The sequence below is a fragment of the Sphingomonas sp. BL-S-28 genome (assembly GCF_055521515.1).
Genome location: NZ_CM145484.1, coordinates 2,388,747 through 2,410,676 on the forward strand (window position 1 = coordinate 2,388,747; position 21,930 = coordinate 2,410,676).

Sequence of the window (21,930 nt, forward strand, 5' to 3'; positions counted from 1 at the left end):
CAATGATCCTGGCTTGAGGAACGTCGATGAAGAAATCCGTGGTCGCCGCAGTGATCGTTGCGGTTCTGCTGGCGGCCGGATTGGTCTGGTGGCTGACGCGGGGCCATCAGGATCCCGATACGCTCGTCCTCCACGGCAATGTCGATATTCGGCAGGTTTCGCTCGCCTTCGATGGTTCCGGGCGCGTGACGCAGATGACGGTCGAGGAAGGTGATGCGGTGAGGGCAGGGCAGGTGCTTGCCCGGCTCGATACGGTGACGCTGGGCCTGCAGGCTCGCAATGCCGAGGCGCAGATGGCTGCAATGCAGGAAAACCTGCTAAAATTGCGCAACGGCACTCGTCCGGAAGACATCGCCCAGGCCCGCGCCAAGGTCGAATCCGCCCGCGCCAATGCCGCGCGGGCAGCGGACGACTACAAGCGCGCCCAATCGGTCTCCGCAAATACCGCAGGGCGCGGCGTCAGCGCGCAGGAACTCGATCAGGCGCGCAATGCCTCACAGGTGGCCAATGCCCAACTGAAAGAGGCGGGCGAGGCGCTGAACGTGGCGACGCGTGGCCCCCGTGCGGAAGATATCGCTGCTGCCGAAGCGCAAGTGAAGAGTGCCGACGCGCAACTGGCCTTGCTGCGCCATCAGATCGACCAGGGTGAATTGAAGGCACCGGCCGATGCGGTCGTCCGGTCCCGCCTGCTGGAAGTGGGCGACATGGCGACGCCGCAAAAGCCGGTTTACGAGCTGGCGCTAACCAGCCCCAAGTGGATTCGCGTCTACGTGGAGGAGGCCGATCTCGGCCGTATCCGCATGGGCCAGCGCGCCAGCGTGACCAGCGACAGCTTTCCCGATCGGCCGGTGCCCGGCACGGTAGGCTTCATCTCCTCAGTCGCGGAATTCACGCCGAAGTCGGTGGAGACCGAATCGCTGCGCACGGCGCTGGTCTACGAAGTGCGCGTACGGGTGGACGACAAGGACGGACGCCTGAGGTTGGGGCAGCCGGTAACGGTGCGGATCGCGGCGGGCCCGCCGAAAGCCGCAGGGCAGGCAGGGTCGCCAAGGTGAGCGACTTCACCGTCGCCTGCAAGAACCTGCGCAAGGTCTTCGACGGTCCGGATGGCAAGCCATTTGATGCCGTTGACGACCTCTCGTTCTCGCTGCGTGCGGGGACGATCACGGCGCTGGTGGGGCCGGACGGGGCAGGCAAGACTACGCTGATGCGGATGGCGACCGGGTTGCTCAAGCCCGATGGCGGCAGCCTGGAAGTGCTGGGCATCGATGTCGCCGCCAACCCGCAGGCGGTGCAGAACCGCATCAGCTACCTGCCGCAGCGCTTCGGGCTCTACGAAGATCTGTCCGTGCAGGAAAATCTGAACCTCTACGCCGATCTCCACGGCGTGCCGCAAGAGGTACGCGCCGAACGCTTCAAGCGCATGCTGGACATGACCGACATGGCCCGGTTTACGGATCGCGCCGCGGGCAATCTTTCGGGCGGCATGAAACAGAAGCTGGGTCTGGCCTGCACCTTGGTCCGCGTGCCGGATCTGTTGCTGCTGGATGAGCCAAGCGTCGGGGTCGATCCGCTCTCGCGCCGTGACTTGTGGCAAATCATCGAGCAGCTGATCGAATCGGATGGTCTCAGCGTCCTTGTAAGCACCGCCTACATGGATGAGGCGGGGCGCTGCGACGAAGTGCTGGTGATGGACCGCGGGCGTCTGCTGGCTCAGGACAAGCCCGAGGCGATCACGGCAAAGGCACATGGCCTCACTTACGTCACCGCGCCGCCACCCGGCACACCCGCGCGGGACCTGCAGGCCCGCCTGATCGATTCGCCGGGCAAAGTCGTGGACGCAGTGCCGCGCGGCGGCGCGGTGCGTTTCATCCGCCAGCCCGACTCTCCGTTGGAGGCGCTGGACGATCTGCTGCAAGGCCAGCCTGCCGAGCCGCGCGAGGAGGAACTGGAAGACGCCTTCATGCTTCTGCTGCGCCAGCATGATGCGAACAAGACGGAATTGGAGGCGGCGAGCCCGCAGCTGCGCGTGAATGCGGACAAACAGCCATCGGGCAGCGAGAATGTGATCCACGTGCGCAATCTGGTTCGCCGTTTCGGAGACTTCACCGCCGTTGCCAACACGTCGTTCGATGTGCGTCGTGGGGAGATATTCGGCCTGCTCGGCCCCAATGGTGCCGGCAAGACGACGACGTTCCGTATGCTCTGCGGCCTACTTCCCGCGACCAGCGGCACGCTGGAGGTGGCGGGCGTCAATTTACGCTCCGCCCGGGCCGAGGCGCGGCGGCGGATCGGGTATGTGGCGCAGAAATTCTCCCTCTACGCCAATCTTTCCGTGCGAGAGAATTTGGAATTCTTCGGCGGCGCCTATGGCCTGCGCCGGCATGACCTGAAGCAGCGCGTTCAGGCTATTCTCGATCAGTTCGGCCTCGATCCCGCAGCCACCAGCGGGGCCTTGCCGCATGGCTACAAGCAGCGTCTGGCCATGGCGGCGGGGCTGGTGCACGAGCCGGAAATCCTCTTTCTGGACGAACCGACCAGCGGCATCGATCCCATCGCGCGGCGCGCTTTCTGGCGAACGATCACATCGCTATCGCAATCGGGCGTGACGGTGATCGTCACCACGCATTTCATGGAAGAAGCCGAATACTGCGACCGCATCGCCATTCAGGACGCTGGCCACATGCTGGCGCTCGGCACGCCGCAGGAGGTGCGCGAGCAGGCCGGCGGCGACAGTATGGGCGACATGAACCAGGCCTTCATCGCCATCGTCGAGCAGGGGCGGGCGCATGACGGCGGGGAGAAGTCCGCGGCATGAGCGACGATCGCACCGAAAGTGCCTTCCTCACCCGGCTGATCGCGTTGGCACGCAAGGAAACGCGCCAGATGCTGCGGGATCGCAGCAACCTGATGGTCGGCCTGCTGCTGCCAATCGCGCTGATCCTGCTGTTCGGATTCGGTCTTTCGTTCGACGTTAAAAACGCCCCGGTGGCGTTGGTTATGCAGGACCGTTCCGCCGCGGCGCGGGAAATCGTCTCCGGCCTGCGCGGTTCGGCGTACCTCGATCCAGTCGATGTCGAAACCATGGACGTGGCGAGCCGGATGCTGCGCGAAGGCAAAGTGGATGCGATCGTCCAGGTTCCCAACGATTTCGCCCGTAGGCAAGTAATGGGCGGGGCTGAAATGCAGCTCATCCTGAACGGCGTCGATTCGACAACGGCGCAGACGCTGGAGGCGTACGTCCAAGGCGCTGTGGCGGCAGCCATGGCGCGGCAGGCCGATCGTGGCGGCACGGCACCGTCCGGTGGCACGGTTACCGTGATGACGCGGACCTGGTTCAACGAGGAAGGCAACAGCCGCTGGTATCTGGTGCCGGGCCTCGTCGTCCTGATCATGACGCTGGTGGGTGCCTTTCTCAGTTCGCTGCTGATCGCGCGCGAGTGGGAGAGGGGTACGCTGGAGGCCCTGTTCGTCACCCCCGTGCGCCCGCTGGAACTCGTGATGGCGAAGCTGGCGCCTTACATCGTGATCGGGTTGATCGATCTGACCATGTGCCTGTTGGCGGCGGTTTTCCTATTCGATGTGCCGATCCGGGGATCGCTGCTGGCCATCACCTTCATCTCGTTCCTCTATCTGCTCGTATCGTTGCTGGTGGGCCTGCTGATCTCCGGCGTGACACGCAATCAGTTCGCGGCGAGCCAGGTCGCGCTGCTGGCCAGTTTCATGCCGGCCCTGATGCTTTCGGGCTTCATATTCGACCTGCGCAACATCCCTTTGGCCGTCCGCCTGGTGGCGCAGATCCTGCCGGCAACTCACTTCATGGGCGTGATCAAGACGCTTTTCCTGGCCGGAACCGATTGGGGCATGGTGGCCAGCAACAGCCTGATCATGCTGGGCTACATCGTGGTTCTGACGGTGCTCACCCGCCGCACCTTGCGCAAGCGACTGGACTGAGCCGATGAACCGAGCATCGGCATGGTTGGCTGCGGTTGCCTTTCTCTTTCGCAAGGAAGTGCTGGCGCTGTTCAAGGATCCGGCCAACCGCATCATCCTTTTCGCGCCGGCATTCATCCAAACGCTATTGTTCGGGTACGGCGCGATCCTGGATCTTCAACACGTCCCCTATGCCCTGCTGGACCAGAGCCGGGGGCAGGCGGCCAGCGAACTGATCGCCAGGCTGGACGGCACCGGCGTGTTTTCGCGCCAGGCGACGCTGGACAATGCCAATCAGATCGCGCGGCTGATCGACCGGCAGAAAGTGCTGATGGTCGTCACCATTCCGGCGGATTTCGATCGGAAACTGGCAAACGGCCGGAACGCCGAAGTGCAGGTGGTGTTCGACGGGCGCAATTCCACCACGGCAGGCTCTGCCGCGGCCTACATCGCTTCGGTCGTACAGGCCTTCAATGCATCCCGATCCGGCGCGCATGGGGTGACGGTGGTTCGGCGGGCATGGTTCAACCCCAACCTCGAATCGCGCTGGCAGATCATGCCTGCGATGATCGCCACGCTTTCCATGCTCCAGACCATGCTTCTGGCCGCGCTCTCCGTTGCGCGGGAACGGGAGCAGGGGACCTTCGACCAGTTGCTGGTCACGCCGATGACCCCGCTGCAGATCCTGGTGGGCAAGGCGCTTCCGTCGATCGTCGTCGGCCTGCTGCAATCGACGATCGTCTTGCTGATCGTGCTGCTCTGGTTCCGCGTGCCGATGAGCGGATCGCCATTCGTGCTCTATTTCGGGCTGCTCTGCTTCAATATCGCCTCGGTCGGCATCGGCATGACGCTATCGGCGTTCGCGCTGAACATGCAGCAGGCCATGCTCTATTCCTTCGTGCTGATCATGCCTCTGACCCTGCTGTCCGGCATGCTGACCCCGATCCGCAACATGCCCGCCATGCTCCAATACGCGACTTACGTGAACCCGCTGAGGTTCGGCGTTGCCATTGTGCGCCGCGTCTATCTGGAAGGCGCGGGGATCGGGGATGTTGCCATCAATTTTCTGCCCTTGCTGGCAGTTGCCGCAGTCACGTTGCCGCTGGCCGCCTGGCTGTTCCGCCACCGGCTGGCCTGAAATGCAAGGATCTGCTGCCATGTTTCGTGTCCGGACTAGCGCCAGACTTCCCGCCGCGGCCATGGCGGCCCTATCGTTGGCGCTGGGCGCGGCTGGATGCGCGGTTGGCCCCGATTTCAAGGCCCCCGTCGCGCAAGCGCCGGATGACTGGTCGCAATGGCGCAGCGGCACCACCGATATGATCGCGGTTCCGGCTGGCAAGCAGACCATGCCCGCCGAATGGTGGACGCTGCTGGGCGACCCGGTGCTGGACGATCTGGAACGCCGCGCTCTGGCCGCGAATCCCGACCTTCAGACTGCGGCCCTCCACCTTGCGCAGGCGCGTGCCCAGCGCGGCGCAGCAGCGTCGGCCGCCCTCCCGCAAGTCGATGCCAGCACCCAAGTAACGCGCGAACGGATGAGCGAATATGGCGCATCTACGCGCCTCTTTGATGTATTGGCCGGCGATAATCGCGATCAGCTCGCCGAATACCTCGCCCGCCCCTTCACGCTCTATCAAGGCGGATTCGATGCGGGGTGGGAGATCGACTTGTGGGGCAAGGTGCGCCGTTCGGTAGAGGCGGCTGATGCCGGGATCGCGCAGCAAGGGGCCTTGCTGGATCTTACGCGCCTTTCCGTGACGGCCGAGGTGGCGCAGGCCTATTTCGCCATGCGCAACGCTCAGGCGCAAGGCGCGGCAGCGGGTGAGGATATTGCGTTACTCAAGGATCGCGTCGGGTTGGTCGCCGCGCGGGTCGATGGCGGAATGAGCGATCACACGGCTATCGAGAGCGATCAAGCCGGCCTGCGCGCGTCGGAAGCGAACCTGCCGGCGCTTCAGGCCGAAGCCGCCGCACAAGCCAACCGCATCGCCATTGCACTGGGGGTGCAGCCCGGAACCCTCCGCGACGAATTGAAGCCGGCCGCGCTGGGCCCGTTGCCCCCGGCACTTCCGGATCTTTCCTTGGGAATGCCGTCCGAAGTTGCTTTGCAGCGCCCGGAAGTGCGGGCGGCCGAGGCGAAACTTCACGCCGCCACCGCGCAAATCGGCGTGGCCGTGGCCGATCTTTACCCCAGCATCACCCTAGGCGGTGGGTTCGGGCTGGAAAGTTACCGATCGCAGAACCTGTTCGATTGGGCGAGCCGAACCTGGCAGATCGGGCCAAGCCTGAGCCTGCCGATATTCGACGGCGGGCGTCGGCGCGCCACGGTGGAACTGCGCAAGCTCGAACAGCGAGAGGCGGCGGTGAACTTCCAGGTCGCCGTGCTGAAGGCTTGGCAGGAAATCGACGACGCCTTGACCGGCTACACCGCCGATTGGCAAGCGCGGCAGCGGCGGGCCGACAGACTGGAGCACGCCCGGGCCAATGCGGATCTGGTGGAAGCGCGCTATCGCGGCGGTCAGGTGAACTATCTGCCGGTGATCGATGCCCGCCGCGCGGCGTTGGCAGCCCGACGGGAACTGGATGAAAGCGACGCGCGACTCCGCACGCGGCTTGCGGCCATCAACAAGGCTATCGGCAACGTTCCGCCTGCGTCGAATCCCGCAGCGTCACACTGATCGGATGGCGTTCAGCCGCCTCGCACGGGCCGCGAACAAGTTATCAACACATATCTCGCCCATTTTGCAGTGCAGCACGCCGCAAGACCTGTCGCAAGAGGGTGCGAATCGCGTAACATTCGTGCTTGCAACGCTGAATCACTTGTGATTCTATCACGGCATGAGGGGCCATGCGTCACGATAACAACCTTGCGAAGGAGCGATTGGTTCAGGGCGGCGCCCTGGCCTTGCTGCTGCTCATGGGCGGGTTCGTCATCGCGGGCCCCAGCGGCATTCTGGCCTGGGGCGAAAATCAGCGCCTTTTGGAACAGCGCCACGAAAAGCTTGCAGAGTTGGAAAGCCAGCGCGATCGCCTGAAGAATCGCGTTGCTTTGCTCGATGGTAGCAAGGTTGATCCGGATCTGGCGGGCGAATTGTTGCGCTCGAACCTCAATGTTGCTCGCCCTGACGAAATGGTCATGCTGATCAAACGTTGAGTTTCTGCCCTTTTGGGGCAGCCAACCTGAGCTTCGCATCGCATCATGTTGCGATGCAACATTTCTGTTCGCCATAATTTTTGTGCCGGGCACGGCAAATTTCCGTCATCGTGCTTTCGATTTCCGCGCGGCGTCCTATAAGCAGCCCGAAATCAATCGCACCAACGATGGGGAGTCCCGTTGCCCAAAGCTAAGAGTGACGCCGGGTCCGGCGCCGAGCCTGCCGCAGTACCGGCACAGGACGAAGACTTTGCGCTGCACAGCCTCCAGGAAGCTCTGGAAGCTGACAAGCGCTACAAGCCCAGCAAGGAAGAGCTGCTTCATTTCTATGAGCAGATGCTGCTCATTCGCCGCTTCGAGGAACGCGCAGGCCAGCTTTACGGCCTGGGCCTGATCGGCGGCTTCTGCCACCTTTACATCGGCCAGGAAGCCGTTGCCGTGGGCCTGCAGTCCGCGCTCGACGGTGAACGCGATTCGGTTATCACCGGCTATCGCGACCACGGCCACATGCTTGCCTACGGCATCGATCCCAAGGTGATCATGGCCGAGCTGACCGGCCGCGCTGCCGGTATCTCGCGCGGCAAGGGCGGTTCGATGCACATGTTCAGCGTCGAACATAAGTTCTACGGCGGCCACGGCATCGTCGGCGCACAGGTCTCGCTGGGTGCTGGCCTCGCTTTCGCGCACAAGTACCGTGAAGACGGCGGCGTCGCGATGGCTTACTTCGGTGACGGCGCGGCCAACCAGGGCCAGGTCTACGAGAGCTTCAACATGGCGGCTCTCTGGAAGCTGCCGATCATCTTCGTGATCGAAAACAACGGCTATGCCATGGGCACTGCCGTGAAGCGCGGCTCGGCCGAGACGCACTTCTACCGCCGCGGCACCGCGTTCCGCATCCCGGGCATGCAGGTGGACGGCATGGACGTGCTCGAAGTCCGCAAGGCTGCCGAAGTGGCGCTGGAATATGTCCGCGCCGGCAATGGTCCGGTTCTCATGGAACTGAACACCTATCGCTATCGCGGCCACTCGATGTCCGACCCGGCGAAGTATCGCAGCCGTGAGGAAGTGCAGGACGTGCGTGAAAAGCGCGATCCGATCGATCACGCCAAGACCGAACTGATGGCCATGGGTGTGGACGAAGCCGCACTGAAGGACATCGACAAGCGCGTGCGTGCCGCCGTGGCGGAATCGGCCGACTTTGCCGAGAATTCGCCCGAACCCGAAGCTGCTGAACTCTATACTGACGTCCTGGTGGAGCGCTACTGATGGCGATCGAACTGAAGATGCCGGCGCTCTCTCCGACGATGGAAGAGGGCAAGCTTGCCCGCTGGCTGGTGAAGGAAGGCGACAATGTCACTTCGGGTGACATCATTGCCGAAATCGAAACCGACAAGGCGACGATGGAATTCGAAGCCGTCGACGAAGGCACTGTTGGCAAGATCCTCGTGCCCGAAGGCACCGAGGGCGTGAAGGTCGGCACCGTAATCGCCGTCATCGCCGGTGAAGGCGAAGACGCATCGGCGGTTTCGGCCTCTGCGCCGAAGGCCGAGGCAGCCCCTGCCGCTGAAGGCGCTCCGGCTGCTGCTCGCCCCGAAGCCCCCGCTCCGGTTGCGAAGAAGGATCCTGAGGTTCCTTACGGCACCAACATGAAGACCTCGACCGTCCGCGAAGCGCTGCGCGACGCCATGGCCGAGGAAATGCGCCGCGACGACCGCGTCTTCGTGATGGGTGAGGAAGTGGCCGAGTACCAGGGCGCCTACAAGGTGACCCAGGGCCTGCTGGAAGAGTTCGGTCCGCGCCGCGTGATCGACACTCCGATCACCGAGTACGGCTTTGCCGGCATCGGCACCGGTGCCGCCATGGGCGGCCTGCGCCCGATCATCGAGTTCATGACGTTCAACTTCGCCATGCAAGCGATCGACCACATCATCAACTCGGCGGCCAAGACCAACTACATGTCCGGCGGCCAGATGCGTTGCCCGGTGGTGTTCCGTGGTCCGAACGGCGCGGCAGCCCGCGTCGGCGCGCAGCACTCGCAGAACTACGGTCCGTGGTACGCCAACGTGCCGGGCCTGGTCGTGATCGCGCCCTACGACGCGTCGGACGCCAAGGGCCTGCTGAAGGCAGCGATCCGCAGCGAAGACCCGGTCGTGTTCCTTGAGAACGAGCTGGTCTACGGCCGCACCTTCGAACTGCCCGAACTCGACGATCACGTCCTTCCGATCGGCAAGGCGCGCATCATGCGTGAAGGCAAGGACGTGACCATCGTGTCCTACTCGATCGGCGTCGGCCTCGCGCTCGAAGCCGCCGAGCAGCTGGCCGGTGAAGGCATCGATGCCGAAGTCATCGATCTTCGCACCCTGCGTCCGCTCGACAAGGAAACCGTGCTTGCCAGCCTTGCCAAGACGAACCGCATGGTCGTTGCTGAAGAGGGCTTCCCGGTCTGCTCGATCGCGTCCGAGATCATCGCGATCTGCATGGAAGACGGCTTCGACGACCTCGACGCCCCGGTGGTCCGCGTCTGCAACGAAGACGTGCCGCTGCCTTACGCGGCCAACCTCGAAAAGCTCGCGCTGATCGACACGCCGCGCATCGTCGAGGCGGTCCGGAAGGTCTGCTATCGCTGATCTGGCGTAAGCGCTGACAAGTGAGACGGCGGCGAAGCAAGCGCTTCGCCGCCGTCTTGCGTTGTGGGCCAGTTTACAGGCTTGCGCGATGATCCGCGCGGACTAGAGAGGCCCCGTGTCCGATCCATCTGCCCCCGCAAGCCGTCCCGAAGACCTGCTCCTGCCTGTGCTGCCGCAAACGATGCGGCTTGCACTGGCCTATGCACCGTCGGGTGCGCGATTGCCGCTGCTGGCGCTGCTGGCGCTGGATCAGCGGCTTGCCGGCCTACTGCGCCATTCACGCGAACCGATGATGGCGCAAATCCGCCTCGCCTGGTGGCGCGAGACCTTGGCGCGCGATGCCAGCGAATGGCCCGAGGGTGAGCCCCTGCTCGCCGCCCTGCGGAGCTGGAACGGCAAGCACACCGCTCTCGTTGCCCTTGTCGACGGGTGGGAAGCGCTGACGGGCGAAGCCCCGCTGGCTCCTTCCGCGCTGGAAGAGATGGTGGATGGGCGGGCCGCGGCTTTCGCCGGTCTTGCCCAGGCGCTCGGCCGTGAGAGTGAAGTCGAAACGGCGCGAACCCTTGGGCGTCGCTGGGCGCTGGCAGACCTTGCAACGAAGCTGAACCATCCCGGCGAGAGCGTGGTTGTCCGCCGTCTTGCCCAAGCGGAAGTTGGGCGCACGGCGCGCGTATCCCGGGCACTGCGGCCGCTGGCCGTGCTTGAGGGGCTGGCCCGCGATTCGATGACGAGCGACGGGCGGGGCTCGGCGCGAACGGTGCTGAAAGCTATGCGGATCGGCCTGCTCGGCCGCTAATTCCTCGGCATAACAGTTATGTAATTTCCCTGATCCGGCTTCCCGAGAGGATAAGCCGCCCGAATTCAGGGAGATTAGCGATGCAGCGCTTCATCCTCGGCGGCGTGACGGTGTTTCTGCTGCTGTCGCTCGGACTGTTCTGGTGGCAGGGGCGGGCCGAAGTGGAGAAGGCCGCGCCGCCTCCGGTCGCCGCCAAACCGCAGCCGCAGCCCACCGAAATTCCCAGCGCCGATCTGGAAGACCTTGCCGGCCCGGAACTACCCGAAGCGACGCCGCTCACGCGGGAGCAGCGTCGCTTCGGGCGTTACGATTTTAATCGTGACGGCAGGATCAGCCGGGAAGAGATGCTTTCGACGCGCACGGCGGCGTTCCGCAAGCTGGACAAGGACGGCAACAACCTGCTGACCTTCGAGGAATGGGCCGTGGCGACGGTCGACAAGTTCGACAAGGCCGACGCCGACCACGACCAGATCCTGACGGCGGACGAGTTCCGCGCAACCGCGCCGCCACCCAAGGCGAAGCCGAAGTGTTCCTGCAAACCGTAGGTCAATCGATATTAAGCTCAGGCGGGCGTGAGTTCCGATAGCCACGGCACGAGGTCTTCCTTGGCGCGCGAGGTATACGCTTCCTTGCGCTGCTTCTTCTTCACGTCGTGGAGGGGCGGAAACAGGCCGAAGTTGACGTTCATCGGCTGATAGCTCTCCGCCTCGGCATCGCCGGTGATGTGGGAGAGCAGGGCGCCTAGTGCGGTGGTGCGCGGCGGAGCCTGCCATTCGCGGCCGGCGAGTTCCGTCGCCGTCATAAGGCCCGCCATCATGCCAACGGCCGCGCTTTCGACATAGCCTTCGCAACCGGTAATCTGGCCGGCGAAACGCACGTGCGGGGCGGTTTTCAGGCGAAGCTGGCGATCGAGCAGCACCGGCGAATTGAGAAAGGTGTTGCGATGCAACCCGCCAAGGCGGGCGAAGTCTGCGTTCTCAAGTCCGGGAATCGTCCGGAACAGGCGCACCTGCTCGGCATGCTTCAGCTTGGTCTGGAAGCCGACCATGTTCCACAGTGTGCCCAGCTTATTGTCCTGCCGCAACTGGACGACCGCATAGGCCCAGCGGCCATTGGGGTGTTCCGGTGTGGCCCAGTGCGGATTGTCGAGGCCAACCGGCTTCATCGGCCCGAAGCGCAGGGTCTCGACGCCGCGCTCAGCCATGACTTCGATCGGCATGCAGCCGTCGAAATAAGGCGTGTTGGCTTCCCATTCCTTGAAGGCGGTCTTTTCGCCTTCGACCAGCCCCTGATGGAAGGCCAGGTACTGCTCCTTGTTCATCGGGCAGTTGATGTAGTCCTTGGTCTCGCCCTTATCCCAGCGCGAGGCCATCCAGCACACGTCCATGTCGATCGTGTCGCGATAGACGATGGGGGCGATCGCGTCGAAGAAGGCAAGGCTGTCCGACCCGGTCGCCGCGCCGATGCTGTGGGCAAGCGCTTCAGCGGTCAGCGGACCGGTGGCGACGATCGTGGTGCCGGCCTGAGGCAGAACGTCGATCCGTTCTCGCACGATATCGAGATTGGGCAGGGCGGCAAGCCGCGCTTCCACTTCGGCCGAGAACACGTCGCGGTCCACCGCCAGTGCGGAGCCGGCGGGAACTTCCGCCTTGGCAGCCGCCGACATGATCAGCGAATCGCAGCGTCGCATTTCCTCGTGGAGGAGGCCCACGGCGTTCTTTTCATGGTCGTCGGACCGGAACGAGTTCGAGCAGACCAGCTCGGCAAGGCCATCGCCTTGATGTGCCGGGCTTCTCTCACCCCCCTTGTCAGGCGAGGCGCCGCGCATTTCCGAAAGGCGGACCTTGAAGCCGCGACGGGCGAGCTGCCAGGCGGCTTCGCTGCCGGCAAGGCCGCCGCCGATGATATGGACGTCGTATGTCATGGCGGTTGCGCCTAGACCTTCGGGGCGCGATGGGGAAGGGCAAGCTTTACCGTTCTTGTCCCCTTGCGCGCCCTGATCGTTCGGTGCCGCGCGTTCAGGCAGGAAGGATCAGTTCACCATCGCCGCCATAGGCGACGGGCGCATGTGCGATTACGGCCGAAAGCGGCAGATCGGCGTAGATGTGCGGAAACAGAGCACCGCCGCGCGAGACTTCCCACTTCACCGCGTCGCCCAGCAGGCCGAGATCGACCGCCGCGAGGGCGAGGTCCGACTGGCCGGCAAAGTGCTTTTCCAGCGTCTCCCGCGCCTGAGCGGCAGTGGACATGTGGATATAGCCGTCCGCCTTGTCGATCGGCGCGCCGGTAAAAACCCCGTCGGCGAGCAGCTGCTGGAGCTGCTCGCCGGTCAGGATCTTGTAGGCGACGCTGTCGCTCACTCTTCGGTTTCCGGTGCTTCGGGTGCTTCTGATGCCGGGGTGTCGGTTGCAGTGGTGTCGGCGGCAGGTGCTTCACCCTCTGCGCCTTCGACCACGTCTTCCTCGTCCTCATCGAGGCGAACCGCGCTCACCACGTGTTCATCGCCGGAGACGTTGAACAGGCGGACGCCCGCCGAACCGCGACCGATCACGCGCAGCGAATCGAGCGGCAGGCGGATCAGCTTGGCCTGATCGGTCACCAGCATCAGCTGATCGGCGCGCGTAGCCGGGAAGCTGGCGACAACCGGGCCATTGCGGGCGATGTTGTCGATATTCGTGATACCCTGGCCGCCACGGCCGGTGCGACGGTACTCGTAGGCCGAGGACATCTTGCCGTAACCGTTGGCGCAGACCGTAAGGATGAACTGCTCCTTCTCGGCCAGATAGGCGTAACGTTCGGCATCGAGCGAGGGTTCGCCGTCCTTTTCGCCCTTCCACGGAGCGAAGCGCAGATAGGCCTCGCGCTCGTCCTGATCCTTCACGCCGACGCGGTGGAGGATCGAGAGCGAGATCACCTCGTCATCGTCCTTCAGCGTCATAGCCTTCACACCGGTGGAGGTGCGGCTTGCGAATTCACGGACGAGATCGCCGGCGAAGCGGATCGCCTTGCCTTGACGGCTTGCGAGCAGCACATCGTCCTGATGGCTGAGCAGGGCAACGCCGATCAGGCGGTCGGCGCTATCCTCTTCGAACTTCATCGCGAACTTGCCGTTCGACGGGATGTTCGCGAAGGCGTCCATCGAGTTGCGGCGCACGTTGCCCTTGGCAGTGGCGAACACCACCGAGAGCTTGCTCCACTCCTTTTCGTCCTCGGGCAGGGCGAGAACGGTCTGGATCGTCTCGTCCTTGTCCAGCGCGGGCAGAAGGTTGACGATCGGGCGACCGCGCGTGGTCGGGCCGCCTTCGGGCAGCTTGTAGACCTTGAGGCGATAGACCTTGCCGGCGGTGGAGAAGAACAGCACCGGGTTGTGGGTGGAGGTAACGAACATCGTCGTCACCACGTCCTCATCCTTGGTCGCCATGCCGGCGCGGCCCTTGCCGCCACGGTTCTGGGCGCGGAAGGTCGAAAGCGGGGTGCGCTTGATATAGCCGTCCATGGTCACGGTAACGACCATGTCCTCGCGCTCGATCAGGTCCTCGTCTTCGATGCCTTCGGCGGCGCCGGTCATCTCGGACACGCGCTTCGTGGCATAGAGGTCGCGCACGGCGACCAGTTCGCCGCGCATGACGCCATAGAGCTTCACGCGGTCGGACAGGATCGAAAGGTATTCCTCGATCGCTGCGGCCAGTTCCTTGAGTTCGTCGCCAATCTCGTCGCGGCCCAGCGCCGTCAGACGGTGCAGGCGCAAGTCGAGGATCGCCTTCACCTGGATCTCGGACAGGCGATAGACGCCGCCGGTTTCCTCGGCATTGGGCTCGATCGCTTCAACGAGGCGGATGTAGGGCGCGATATCGCCGATCGGCCATTCGCGCGTCAGCAGGCGGGCGCGGGCTTCCGCTGGGTTCGGCGCGCCGCGAATGATCTTCACCACTTCGTCGAGGTTCGAGACCGCGACGACCAAACCGAGCAAGATGTGCGCCCGGTCACGCGCCTTGTTCAGTTCGAACTTGGTGCGGCGGGTGATGACCTCTTCGCGGAACTGGATGAACGAGGCGAGGATGTCGCGCAGGTTGAAGACTTCAGGGCGGCCGTTCTTGATGGCCAGCATGTTGGCCGCGAAGTTCGACTGCGCCGGCGTGTTGCGCCAGAGTTGGTTGAGCACGACTTCGGGCGTGGCATCGCGTTTCAGGTCGATGACCACGCGCATACCTTCACGGTTCGATTCGTCGCGGATGTCCGCAACGCCGTCGATCCGCTTGTCCTTGGCGGCTTCTGCGATCTTCTCGACCAGGCCGGCCTTGCCGACCTGATAGGGGATCGAGGTGAGCACGATCGAACGACGATCGCCGCGACCTTCCTCGATCTCATGGCGGCAGCGCATGATGATCGAGCCGCGACCGGTAAGGTAGGCGTTGCGAGCGCCACCCTGGCCGAGGATCAGCGGTGCCGTCGGGAAGTCCGGCCCCGGAATGATCTGGATCAGTTCCTCGATCGTCACGGCCGGGTTGTCGATCATGGCAAGGCAGCCATCGATCACTTCGCCCAGGTTGTGCGGCGGAATGTTCGTGGCCATGCCGACGGCGATACCGCCCGCGCCATTGACCAGCAGGTTCGGGAAGCGGGCCGGCAGCACGGTCGGTTCGCTTTCGGAACCGTCGTAGTTGTCGGCGAAGTCGACCGTGGCCTTCTCGATATCGGCCAGCAGCTCGTTCGAGACCTTGTCGAGACGCGCTTCGGTGTAACGCATGGCGGCCGGCGGATCGGGGTCCATCGAACCGAAGTTGCCCTGACCGTCGATCAGCGGCAGTCGCATCGACCACGGCTGCGTCATGCGCGCCAATGCGTCGTAGATCGCACTGTCGCCATGCGGGTGATACTTACCCATGACGTCACCGACGATGCGGCTAGACTTACGGTACGGGCGGCCCGCAACGTAGCCCGCTTCGTGGCAGCTATAGAGAATGCGGCGATGGACCGGCTTTAGCCCGTCGCGCACGTCGGGCAGCGCGCGGCTCACGATCACGCTCATCGCGTAATCGAGATAGCTGGTCTTCATCTCATCGACGATGTCGATGCGGGTATATTCGCCTTCGGGACCGGTGTGGCCGGAACCGTTCTCAGGAATGTCGGTGTCGTCGCTCACGCGCTGGATCGTTCGTTGCTGCGGGACAAGGGATGATGGACCGCCCTAGGACATGCCGCGCGCGAAAGCCACTGGAACGGGGGCGGGGAGAGCGTGAAGCGTTCCTTTTTCCACACTTATGGCCATAGCCCCTTCGGCATCCGCGATGGAAACCGCCAGACTTGCGACGAAACGCATTCAATCAGCGTTCAGCGGCGCACTTCTAATCCGGCTGCGAGGTTGCCAAGCGAACATTTCGACGCCAAACCGGCGCAGCGCTTTATGCGGTGCCGCTGTTCGCGGTGCGACCGTATGTGTCTTGTTGAGGAGTTGGCCTTGATGGCTCGCAAGTTCCTGATTTCCCGTATTGCTCTTGCCGTAGCCCTGGGCGGCGGCATGGCAGTGGCCATGGCCCCGGTCGCTTCCGCAAAGGAAGCCAAGCCGAAGTCCGACGCCAAGTATTCGGATGCCTTCATCAAGGCCGCCGGCCCGATCGAAAAGGCGATCAACGCAGCAACCGCCGCTCTCCCGCAGGGCGCCGGTGCCGACGCGTTCCCGGCCGCCAAGTCCAGCATCGACACCGCGCTGGGCGGTAACGGCAAGGCCGCGATCGAAGCAGCCATGCCTTCAGCCACCACGCCGGACGACAAGCTGGCCATGGGCCAGTTCGCGCGCACTTATGGCGTGCTTTCGCAGGACACCGCCTTCAAGCAGCAGGGCGTGGTCATGATGATTCAGAGCGGCAAGCTGCCCGCTGCCTCGACCGGCGCGACCTACTTCGACGCGGGCGTGAATGCTTACAACCTGAAGGACTACGCCTCGGCCGCTACTTACCTGAAGCAGGCCAAGGACGCCGGCTACAAGGATCCGCAGAACCAACTGGACCTGATCCTGGCCGATTCCTACAAGCGCGGCGGTAACTCGGCCGCGGTGATGGATATGGCCAAGGCCGATATCGAAGCGGCAAAGGCCAACGGCACCAAGCCCAGCGAAAGCTCGCTGCGCCAGGTTCTGCAGGAAACCTACAACGCCAAGCAGCTCGACGCTTCGGCGGACTACGCGGCGATGCTGGCGCAGAACTATCCCAGCGACAACGCGTGGAACATCTCGACCTCGATCGTGCGTCAGCTCGGTTCGTTCGAGAAGTCGGACAACCTTGACCTTATGCGCCTGATGTTCGTCAGCGGCGGCATGAAGGACAAGCGCGACTACTACGAATACCTGGAGAACGCAGATCCGCGCGCCTATCCGGGCGAAGCGCTGAAGGTCATGGACCAGGGCCTGGCCAAGGGCCTGCTCACCCAGGCTGACGTTGGTGCGGATCGCGCCACGGCTGCCGGCCGCGTTTCGGCGGACAAGGCCTCGCTGCCCGCGACCGAGCGTGACGCCATGAAGCCCGGCGCCACTGCCGCGCAGATCATGAGCGCCGCAGACGTCTTCCTCAGCTATGGCCAGTACGACAAGGCCGAAACGCTGTTCAAGGCAGCGCTGGCCAAGCCGGGCGTCGATGCCAACAAGGCGAACCTGCGCCTCGGCATGTCGCAGGCGATGCAGGGCAAGTCGGCCGACGCCAAGGCAACCCTCGCCAAGGTTACCGACAAGCGCTCGTCGATCGCCAAGCTCTGGGCCGCCTACGCAGCCAACAAGACCACTCCGGCAGCCTGATAACCTTCGACTGCCAGAAAAAGGAAAGGGCGGCGGGATTACCCGCCGCCCTTTTCGTTTGCCCCTGGAAGGGGGGAGATGGAAATCAGGTGACCGGCGCGAACTGGCCGGTGTCCTTGTCCATCAGATGCAGCACGCCATCGGAGATCGCGAAGAAGGTGCCGCGCAGCGTCAGTTCCCCGGTCTTCACCTTGTGGCGGACGCAGGGGAAGGTCATCAGGTTCTCGATGCTGACGCGCACCGCTGCCTGCTCCATCTCGCGTTCGGCCGGGCGGCCGGTGGTGCCGAATTCGGCGGCGACCGGCGCACGGGCTTCGTCGAGCATCGAAATCCAGTCGGCAATGAAGCCGCCTTCACCCGGCTCGGTACCGTGAAGCTCCTGCGTCAGCGCGGCCTTGCAGCCGCCGCACATGCCGTGGCCCATGACCACGATTTCCTTCACCTTCAGCACCTGCACCGCGAATTCCAGCGCGGCGGAAACGCCGTGATGCCCGGGCGATGTCTCGAACGGCGGGACGAGCGCGGCGACGTTGCGGACGACGAAGATTTCGCCGGGATCAACGTCGAAGATCTGCGAGGGATCGACGCGGCTGTCGGAGCAGGCGACGATCATCACTTCGGGCTGCTGGCCTTCGCTCAGGCGCGCCCAGCGCTCCCTATGCGGGTTCCAGCCCGAGTCGCGAAAGCGGCGGTAGCCGTCGATCAGGCCATTCAGTACGCGGTTTTCCGGCGTGCTGGTTCCGGTGGAAGAATCGGTCATGGGGGCCTCCGTTGAAACGCACGCAACCCATAGACCGGATATTCGCACTGGCAAGCGGCAGCGCTTGCGACTATCTGGGCCCCATGAACGACCTGTCTTCCGTCCCGAGCCCCGAGCAGAAGCCCGAACGTCAGCGCAAGCCCGACTGGATCCGCGTCAAGGCGCCGACCAGCAAGGGCTATGGCGAAACGCGCCAGTTGATGCGGGATCTGAAGCTCAACACGGTCTGCGAAGAGGCTGCCTGCCCGAACATCGGTGAGTGCTGGACCAAGAAGCACGCCACGGTGATGATTCTGGGCGACACCTGCACTCGCGCCTGCGCATTCTGCAACGTGAAGACCGGCATGCCCGGCCGCGTCGATCCGCTTGAGCCGGAGCATGTTGCCGAACTGGCAGTGAAGACCGGCCTTGAGCACATCGTCATCACCTCGGTCGACCGTGATGACCTTCCCGATGGCGGTGCGAACCAGTTCGTGAAGGTGATACAGGCCCTGCGCGCCGCGACGCCGAACACCACGATCGAAATCCTGACGCCCGACTTCCGCGGCAAGATGCGCCGCGCGGTGGAGGCTATCGTTGCTGCCGGCCCGGACGTCTACAACCACAACCTTGAAACGGTTCCCCGGCTTTACCCGACCATCCGCCCCGGCGCGCGCTACTACGCTTCGCTCCGCCTGCTGGAAGAGGTGAAGGCCCACAATCCGATGATCTTCACCAAGTCCGGCGTGATGCTGGGCCTCGGCGAAGAACGCCTTGAAGTCCATCAGGTGATGGACGACATGCGCTGCGCGGATATCGACTTCCTGACCATGGGCCAGTACCTGCGCCCGACGCCGAAGCATGCCGAGGTGAAGGAGTTCGTCACCCCGAAGGCGTTCGACGCCTATGGCGCAATCGCCCGTGCGAAGGGCTTCCTGCAGGTCGCTTCCTCGCCGCTGACGCGTTCCAGCTATCATGCGGGCAAGGACTTCGCCGAAATGCGCGCCGCGCGTGAGGCGAAGCTGGCCAAGGCCATCGCGAAGGCCTGATCCGTGCCCGGAATTCACGAAACCCAACGGCTGCCCTACAGCGCCGAACAGATGTTCGATCTCGTCGCCGACGTGGGCCGCTATCAGGAGTTCCTGCCCTGGGTAGTCGCCACCCGGGTCAAATCGGACGATGGTAGCGAGATGATCGCGGACATGCTGGTCGGCTTCAAGGCGCTGCGCGAGAAGTTCACCTCACGCGTCGAGAAGGTCCGCCCGCGCGAGATCAAGGTCCACTATGTCGATGGGCCGATGAAGGACCTCGACAACTGCTGGACCTTCCACCCGGTGGACGCGCATAGCTGCGATATCGAGTTCGACGTGCGCTTCAGCTTCCGCAACGTGCTGTTCGAGAAGCTGGCGGGCCAGTACTTCGATAAGGCCTTCCGCAAAATGGTCGCTGCCTTCGAGGCGCGCGCGCACGAACTTTACGGCGAACCGCAGGAAAGCTGATTTTTTTCGGGATTGGTGCGGCTTGCTGCGATAGCCGCACCAACGATCCTCAGGCGTTTTCCGGCAGCAGAAGTTCCAGCGCGATAAGCGCCGCCTGATGACGAATTTCCGTGCGCCCCTTGCCATCGAGCAACTTCTGCTCGGCATCTTCCTCTTCCGCACCGCGTAGCGCGCGGGCGAAAACCACGGTTCCCACCGGCTTGAGTTCGCTGCCGCCGTCGGGCCCGGCAATGCCGCTAATCGCCACCGCCACATCCGCGCGGCTATGGGCGATCGCACCTTGTGCCATGGCCCAGGCCGTCGCGGGCGAGACAGCACCCAAAGTATCGATGATATTGGGCGAGACGCCCAGCAGATCCTGCTTCGCCTCGTTCGAATAGGTCACGAAGCCGCGATCGAGCACGGCCGAGGATCCCGGCACTTCGGTCAGCGCCGCGCAGACAAGGCCGCCGGTGCAGCTTTCCGCCACGGCCACCTTGCGGCCGATGGCCTTGTTCTCGACGATGACGCGCTCAGCAAGATCGTAGAGATCCTGCGGGAAAAGGAGGATGTTCGACATGTCAGTCCTTGCAGAGGGTCAGGCCGGCGATTTGCGCCTTGTCGACCACATCGGCGGGCGCGACATCCTTGGCTTTCGCGGTCATCTCGACGATCAGCGCGATCAGTCCGGCAGTGTTCTCGGGGGGAAGCGGGGCCAGCAGGTCGACCGCGAGGTCGATGCGGTCACACGACTTGAGGGGGAGGTGCTGCGAAACCAGCCCTTCGACCGTGATGTCGACCAGCGGGCGCAGCGAATCGTCAGGCAGGTTGCGCGCGAACTTGGCAACGTCGCTGCTCTGCCCTTCGGAAAGCTTCAGGAAAGCGGCCTTGGCTTCAGGCCAGGACCGGCCCTTTTGCGTGGCATAGCGGTTGGCCAGTTCGGTGCCGTGATTGCGCAGATAGGAGTCGGCAGGCAGAACCTGCTGGCAGCGCTTGGCGGTGCCGGAAATGACCTGGGGCAGCGCATAGGTGAACATTGCCTGCGCTTCGGGCCGTGTCAGGCAGGCGGTTTCGGCTTGCGCCAACCCGGGAACAAGCACCAGCAGCGCAGCCGCGGAAGTCAGTATCTTGCGGTGAATGGTCATCGACTATTCCCTAGAGGCGGATCAGGCTGACTGCCGCTTGCGCGGCGATGCCTTCGGACCTGCCGGTGAAACCCAGCTTTTCGGTAGTGGTTGCCTTGACGCTGATAGCAGCCAGATCCGCGCCCAGAATTTGAGCGAGGCGCGTGCGCATGGCTTCGCGATGCGGGCCGATTTTCGGCGCCTCGCAGATGATCGTCACATCGGCGTTGGCCAGCCTGTAGCCAGCCTTCGCGACGAGCGATCCGGCATGGGCAAGGAACCGATCCGACGCCGCGCCCTTCCACTGCGGATCACTGGGTGGGAAGTGCTGACCGATATCACCCGCGCCGATCGCGCCCAACAAGGCATCGACAAGCGCGTGAATGGCAACATCCGCGTCGCTGTGGCCGGACAGGCCATGGGTGTGTTCGATCTTCACACCGCAGAGCCAAAGTTCCTCGCCTTCCTCAAGGCGGTGCACGTCGTAGCCGGTGCCGACACGGATCGGCGGGGCGGACGGCGCGAAATCGGTGGCGAAAGTCAGCTTGTGCAAGGCTTCGTCTCCTTCGACGAGCGCGATTTCCAGGCCATTGGCCTGCGCAACCTGCGCGTCGTCACCGGCAAGGGCAGGGCCCTCCCAGTCACGATGGGCGGTTAGAATATCGGTGAAACGGAAAGCCTGCGGGGTCTGCACCCGGCGCAGCGCCTCGCGGCGGGCCGGCGCGCCCATGGTCTCGCCCAGTTCGCCCGGCTCTGCATGTGCAAGGCTGTCGACGACGGGCAGCACCGGTATCGCGCCGGGATGGCGGTCCAGCGCCGCAATCAGCCGATCGATGACCGAGGCGGGCAGGAGAGGGCGGGCAGCATCGTGGATCAGCACCAGATCGGGCGCCGCGCCGGCAAGAACCTCAAGACCGATCCGCACCGATTCCTGACGAGTCGCCCCGCCGGTGGTGAGTTGAATGCATTCGATCCCGGCCAGCACCTCCCGAACCAGCGCATCCGCACCCTCGGGGATTGCCACCACGATCGGCGAAACGCCCGCAGCCGCCAGCGCCTCCACCGAATGGCGCAGCACGGGCTTGCCGCGCCAAAGCGCGAATTGCTTGGGGAGGGGCTGTCCGGCGCGCAGGCCCTGGCCCGCTGCGACCACGATCGCCGCCACCGTTTGCATTCGTCCGGTTTGCGGCTGCGGAATTGTCTGGTCGTGCGACATCGTGCCTGCCGGTAATCGCTTGCCGTCGAGAGGGCAATCCACTATGCGCTGCCTGTTTTTTAGGCATGCCGCGTTT

The 21,930-nt window shown here is 64.0% G+C and carries 20 protein-coding genes; 13 read left to right on the top strand and 7 right to left on the bottom strand.

Annotation, left to right across the window (positions count from 1 at the left end):
• Positions 1-26: 26 nt before the first annotated feature.
• From ACZ1JC_RS20010 to ACZ1JC_RS20055, 10 genes are all read left to right on the top strand, one after another.
• Positions 27-1,055 carry an HlyD family secretion protein gene (locus tag ACZ1JC_RS20010; protein ID WP_465135217.1) on the top strand — a complete coding sequence of 343 codons (1,029 nt, stop codon included), beginning with the start codon at positions 27-29 and terminating at the stop codon, positions 1,053-1,055.
• The gene (locus tag ACZ1JC_RS20015) at positions 1,052-2,818 is read left to right on the top strand and encodes an ATP-binding cassette domain-containing protein (RefSeq protein WP_465135216.1); all 1,767 of its coding nucleotides are present in this window, start codon (positions 1,052-1,054) and stop codon (positions 2,816-2,818) included. Before ACZ1JC_RS20010 ends, ACZ1JC_RS20015 begins: the two co-directional genes overlap by 4 nt.
• Positions 2,815-3,954 carry an ABC transporter permease gene (locus ACZ1JC_RS20020; RefSeq protein ID WP_465135215.1) on the top strand — a complete coding sequence of 380 codons (1,140 nt, stop codon included), beginning with the start codon at positions 2,815-2,817 and terminating at the stop codon, positions 3,952-3,954. Before ACZ1JC_RS20015 ends, ACZ1JC_RS20020 begins: the two co-directional genes overlap by 4 nt.
• A 4-nt stretch (positions 3,955-3,958) precedes the next feature.
• Entirely contained in the window at positions 3,959-5,071 is a 1,113-nt protein-coding gene (locus ACZ1JC_RS20025) for an ABC transporter permease (RefSeq protein ID WP_465135214.1), read from the top strand.
• A gap of 19 nt (positions 5,072-5,090) precedes the next feature.
• The gene (locus ACZ1JC_RS20030; protein ID WP_465135213.1) at positions 5,091-6,611 is read left to right on the top strand and encodes an efflux transporter outer membrane subunit; all 1,521 of its coding nucleotides are present in this window, start codon (positions 5,091-5,093) and stop codon (positions 6,609-6,611) included.
• 170 nt (positions 6,612-6,781) lie between these two features.
• Positions 6,782-7,087 (top strand): FtsB family cell division protein, encoded by a 306-nt coding sequence (locus ACZ1JC_RS20035; RefSeq protein ID WP_465135212.1) that lies wholly within the window; start codon positions 6,782-6,784, stop codon positions 7,085-7,087.
• A 180-nt stretch (positions 7,088-7,267) separates the two neighbouring features.
• The gene (pdhA, locus tag ACZ1JC_RS20040; protein WP_465135211.1) at positions 7,268-8,353 is read left to right on the top strand and encodes a pyruvate dehydrogenase (acetyl-transferring) E1 component subunit alpha; all 1,086 of its coding nucleotides are present in this window, start codon (positions 7,268-7,270) and stop codon (positions 8,351-8,353) included.
• A complete protein-coding gene (locus ACZ1JC_RS20045; protein WP_465135210.1) occupies positions 8,353-9,714 on the top strand; it encodes a pyruvate dehydrogenase complex E1 component subunit beta in 1,362 nt (453 codons plus the stop codon). Before pdhA ends, ACZ1JC_RS20045 begins: the two co-directional genes overlap by 1 nt.
• Positions 9,715-9,829: 115 nt before the next feature.
• Complete coding sequence (locus tag ACZ1JC_RS20050; protein WP_465135209.1) at positions 9,830-10,510, top strand: hypothetical protein; 681 nt, start codon at positions 9,830-9,832, stop codon at positions 10,508-10,510.
• Positions 10,511-10,590: 80 nt separating this feature from the next.
• Entirely contained in the window at positions 10,591-11,055 is a 465-nt protein-coding gene (locus ACZ1JC_RS20055; RefSeq protein WP_465135208.1) for an EF-hand domain-containing protein, read from the top strand.
• A 17-nt stretch (positions 11,056-11,072) separates the two neighbouring features.
• On the opposite strand, the gene trmFO is transcribed toward ACZ1JC_RS20055, so the two are convergent.
• The 3 genes from trmFO to gyrA all read right to left on the bottom strand — a co-directional run bounded on the left by trmFO (position 11,073) and on the right by gyrA (position 15,653).
• Entirely contained in the window at positions 11,073-12,434 is a 1,362-nt protein-coding gene (trmFO, locus tag ACZ1JC_RS20060) for a methylenetetrahydrofolate--tRNA-(uracil(54)-C(5))-methyltransferase (FADH(2)-oxidizing) TrmFO (RefSeq protein WP_465135207.1), read from the bottom strand.
• A gap of 94 nt (positions 12,435-12,528) precedes the next feature.
• Positions 12,529-12,870, bottom strand: a complete 342-nt coding sequence (locus ACZ1JC_RS20065) for a DUF952 domain-containing protein (protein ID WP_465135206.1) — start codon at positions 12,868-12,870, stop codon at positions 12,529-12,531.
• A complete protein-coding gene (gene gyrA, locus ACZ1JC_RS20070) occupies positions 12,867-15,653 on the bottom strand; it encodes a DNA gyrase subunit A (protein WP_465135205.1) in 2,787 nt (928 codons plus the stop codon). The genes ACZ1JC_RS20065 and gyrA overlap by 4 nt, the downstream gene beginning before the upstream one ends.
• 318 nt (positions 15,654-15,971) lie before the next feature.
• Between gyrA and ACZ1JC_RS20075 the strand changes: the two genes are divergently transcribed.
• Positions 15,972-17,297 (top strand): hypothetical protein, encoded by a 1,326-nt coding sequence (locus ACZ1JC_RS20075; protein ID WP_465135204.1) that lies wholly within the window; start codon positions 15,972-15,974, stop codon positions 17,295-17,297.
• Between the two features lie 85 nt (positions 17,298-17,382).
• On the opposite strand, the gene ACZ1JC_RS20080 is transcribed toward ACZ1JC_RS20075, so the two are convergent.
• A complete protein-coding gene (locus ACZ1JC_RS20080; RefSeq protein ID WP_465135203.1) occupies positions 17,383-18,057 on the bottom strand; it encodes a carbonic anhydrase in 675 nt (224 codons plus the stop codon).
• An 83-nt stretch (positions 18,058-18,140) separates the two neighbouring features.
• Here ACZ1JC_RS20080 and lipA point away from each other — a divergent pair, with 83 nt between their 5' ends.
• Together lipA and ACZ1JC_RS20090 are read left to right on the top strand one after the other, a co-directional pair.
• Positions 18,141-19,085, top strand: coding sequence for a lipoyl synthase (gene lipA / locus ACZ1JC_RS20085; RefSeq protein ID WP_465138535.1), 945 nt, complete (start codon positions 18,141-18,143; stop codon positions 19,083-19,085).
• Positions 19,086-19,088: 3 nt separating this feature from the next.
• Positions 19,089-19,535, top strand: a complete 447-nt coding sequence (locus tag ACZ1JC_RS20090) for a type II toxin-antitoxin system RatA family toxin (RefSeq protein ID WP_465135202.1) — start codon at positions 19,089-19,091, stop codon at positions 19,533-19,535.
• Positions 19,536-19,584: 49 nt separating this feature from the next.
• Here ACZ1JC_RS20090 and ACZ1JC_RS20095 read toward each other — a convergent pair whose 3' ends face one another.
• From ACZ1JC_RS20095 to ACZ1JC_RS20105, 3 genes are read right to left on the bottom strand one after another with little or no spacing between them, the layout of a single operon-like run.
• Positions 19,585-20,094, bottom strand: coding sequence for a CinA family protein (locus ACZ1JC_RS20095; RefSeq protein WP_465135201.1), 510 nt, complete (start codon positions 20,092-20,094; stop codon positions 19,585-19,587).
• Position 20,095: 1 nt separating this feature from the next.
• The gene (locus tag ACZ1JC_RS20100) at positions 20,096-20,659 is read right to left on the bottom strand and encodes a hypothetical protein (protein WP_465135200.1); all 564 of its coding nucleotides are present in this window, start codon (positions 20,657-20,659) and stop codon (positions 20,096-20,098) included.
• 10 nt (positions 20,660-20,669) lie between these two features.
• Positions 20,670-21,812 carry a bifunctional 2-C-methyl-D-erythritol 4-phosphate cytidylyltransferase/2-C-methyl-D-erythritol 2,4-cyclodiphosphate synthase gene (locus ACZ1JC_RS20105; RefSeq protein ID WP_465135199.1) on the bottom strand — a complete coding sequence of 381 codons (1,143 nt, stop codon included), beginning with the start codon at positions 21,810-21,812 and terminating at the stop codon, positions 20,670-20,672.
• Between the last annotated feature and the right edge of the window lie 118 nt (positions 21,813-21,930).

Bases quoted from the DNA above. Each gene is read 5' to 3' on its own strand.
- ACZ1JC_RS20030 (WP_465135213.1), top strand. From the start codon at position 5,091: ATGTTTCGTGTCCGGACTAGCGCCAGACTTCCCGCCGCGGCCATGGCG.
- ACZ1JC_RS20100 (WP_465135200.1), bottom strand. From the start codon at position 20,659: ATGACCATTCACCGCAAGATACTGACTTCCGCGGCTGCGCTGCTGGTG.
- lipA (WP_465138535.1), top strand. From the start codon at position 18,141: ATGAACGACCTGTCTTCCGTCCCGAGCCCCGAGCAGAAGCCCGAACGT.
- ACZ1JC_RS20025 (WP_465135214.1), top strand. From the start codon at position 3,959: ATGAACCGAGCATCGGCATGGTTGGCTGCGGTTGCCTTTCTCTTTCGC.
- ACZ1JC_RS20055 (WP_465135208.1), top strand. From the start codon at position 10,591: ATGCAGCGCTTCATCCTCGGCGGCGTGACGGTGTTTCTGCTGCTGTCG.
- ACZ1JC_RS20020 (WP_465135215.1), top strand. From the start codon at position 2,815: ATGAGCGACGATCGCACCGAAAGTGCCTTCCTCACCCGGCTGATCGCG.
- ACZ1JC_RS20105 (WP_465135199.1), bottom strand. From the start codon at position 21,812: ATGCAAACGGTGGCGGCGATCGTGGTCGCAGCGGGCCAGGGCCTGCGC.
- trmFO (WP_465135207.1), bottom strand. From the start codon at position 12,434: ATGACATACGACGTCCATATCATCGGCGGCGGCCTTGCCGGCAGCGAA.
- ACZ1JC_RS20035 (WP_465135212.1), top strand. From the start codon at position 6,782: ATGCGTCACGATAACAACCTTGCGAAGGAGCGATTGGTTCAGGGCGGC.
- ACZ1JC_RS20045 (WP_465135210.1), top strand. From the start codon at position 8,353: ATGGCGATCGAACTGAAGATGCCGGCGCTCTCTCCGACGATGGAAGAG.
- ACZ1JC_RS20075 (WP_465135204.1), top strand. From the start codon at position 15,972: ATGGCTCGCAAGTTCCTGATTTCCCGTATTGCTCTTGCCGTAGCCCTG.
- ACZ1JC_RS20010 (WP_465135217.1), top strand. From the start codon at position 27: ATGAAGAAATCCGTGGTCGCCGCAGTGATCGTTGCGGTTCTGCTGGCG.
- ACZ1JC_RS20095 (WP_465135201.1), bottom strand. From the start codon at position 20,094: ATGTCGAACATCCTCCTTTTCCCGCAGGATCTCTACGATCTTGCTGAG.
- ACZ1JC_RS20080 (WP_465135203.1), bottom strand. From the start codon at position 18,057: ATGACCGATTCTTCCACCGGAACCAGCACGCCGGAAAACCGCGTACTG.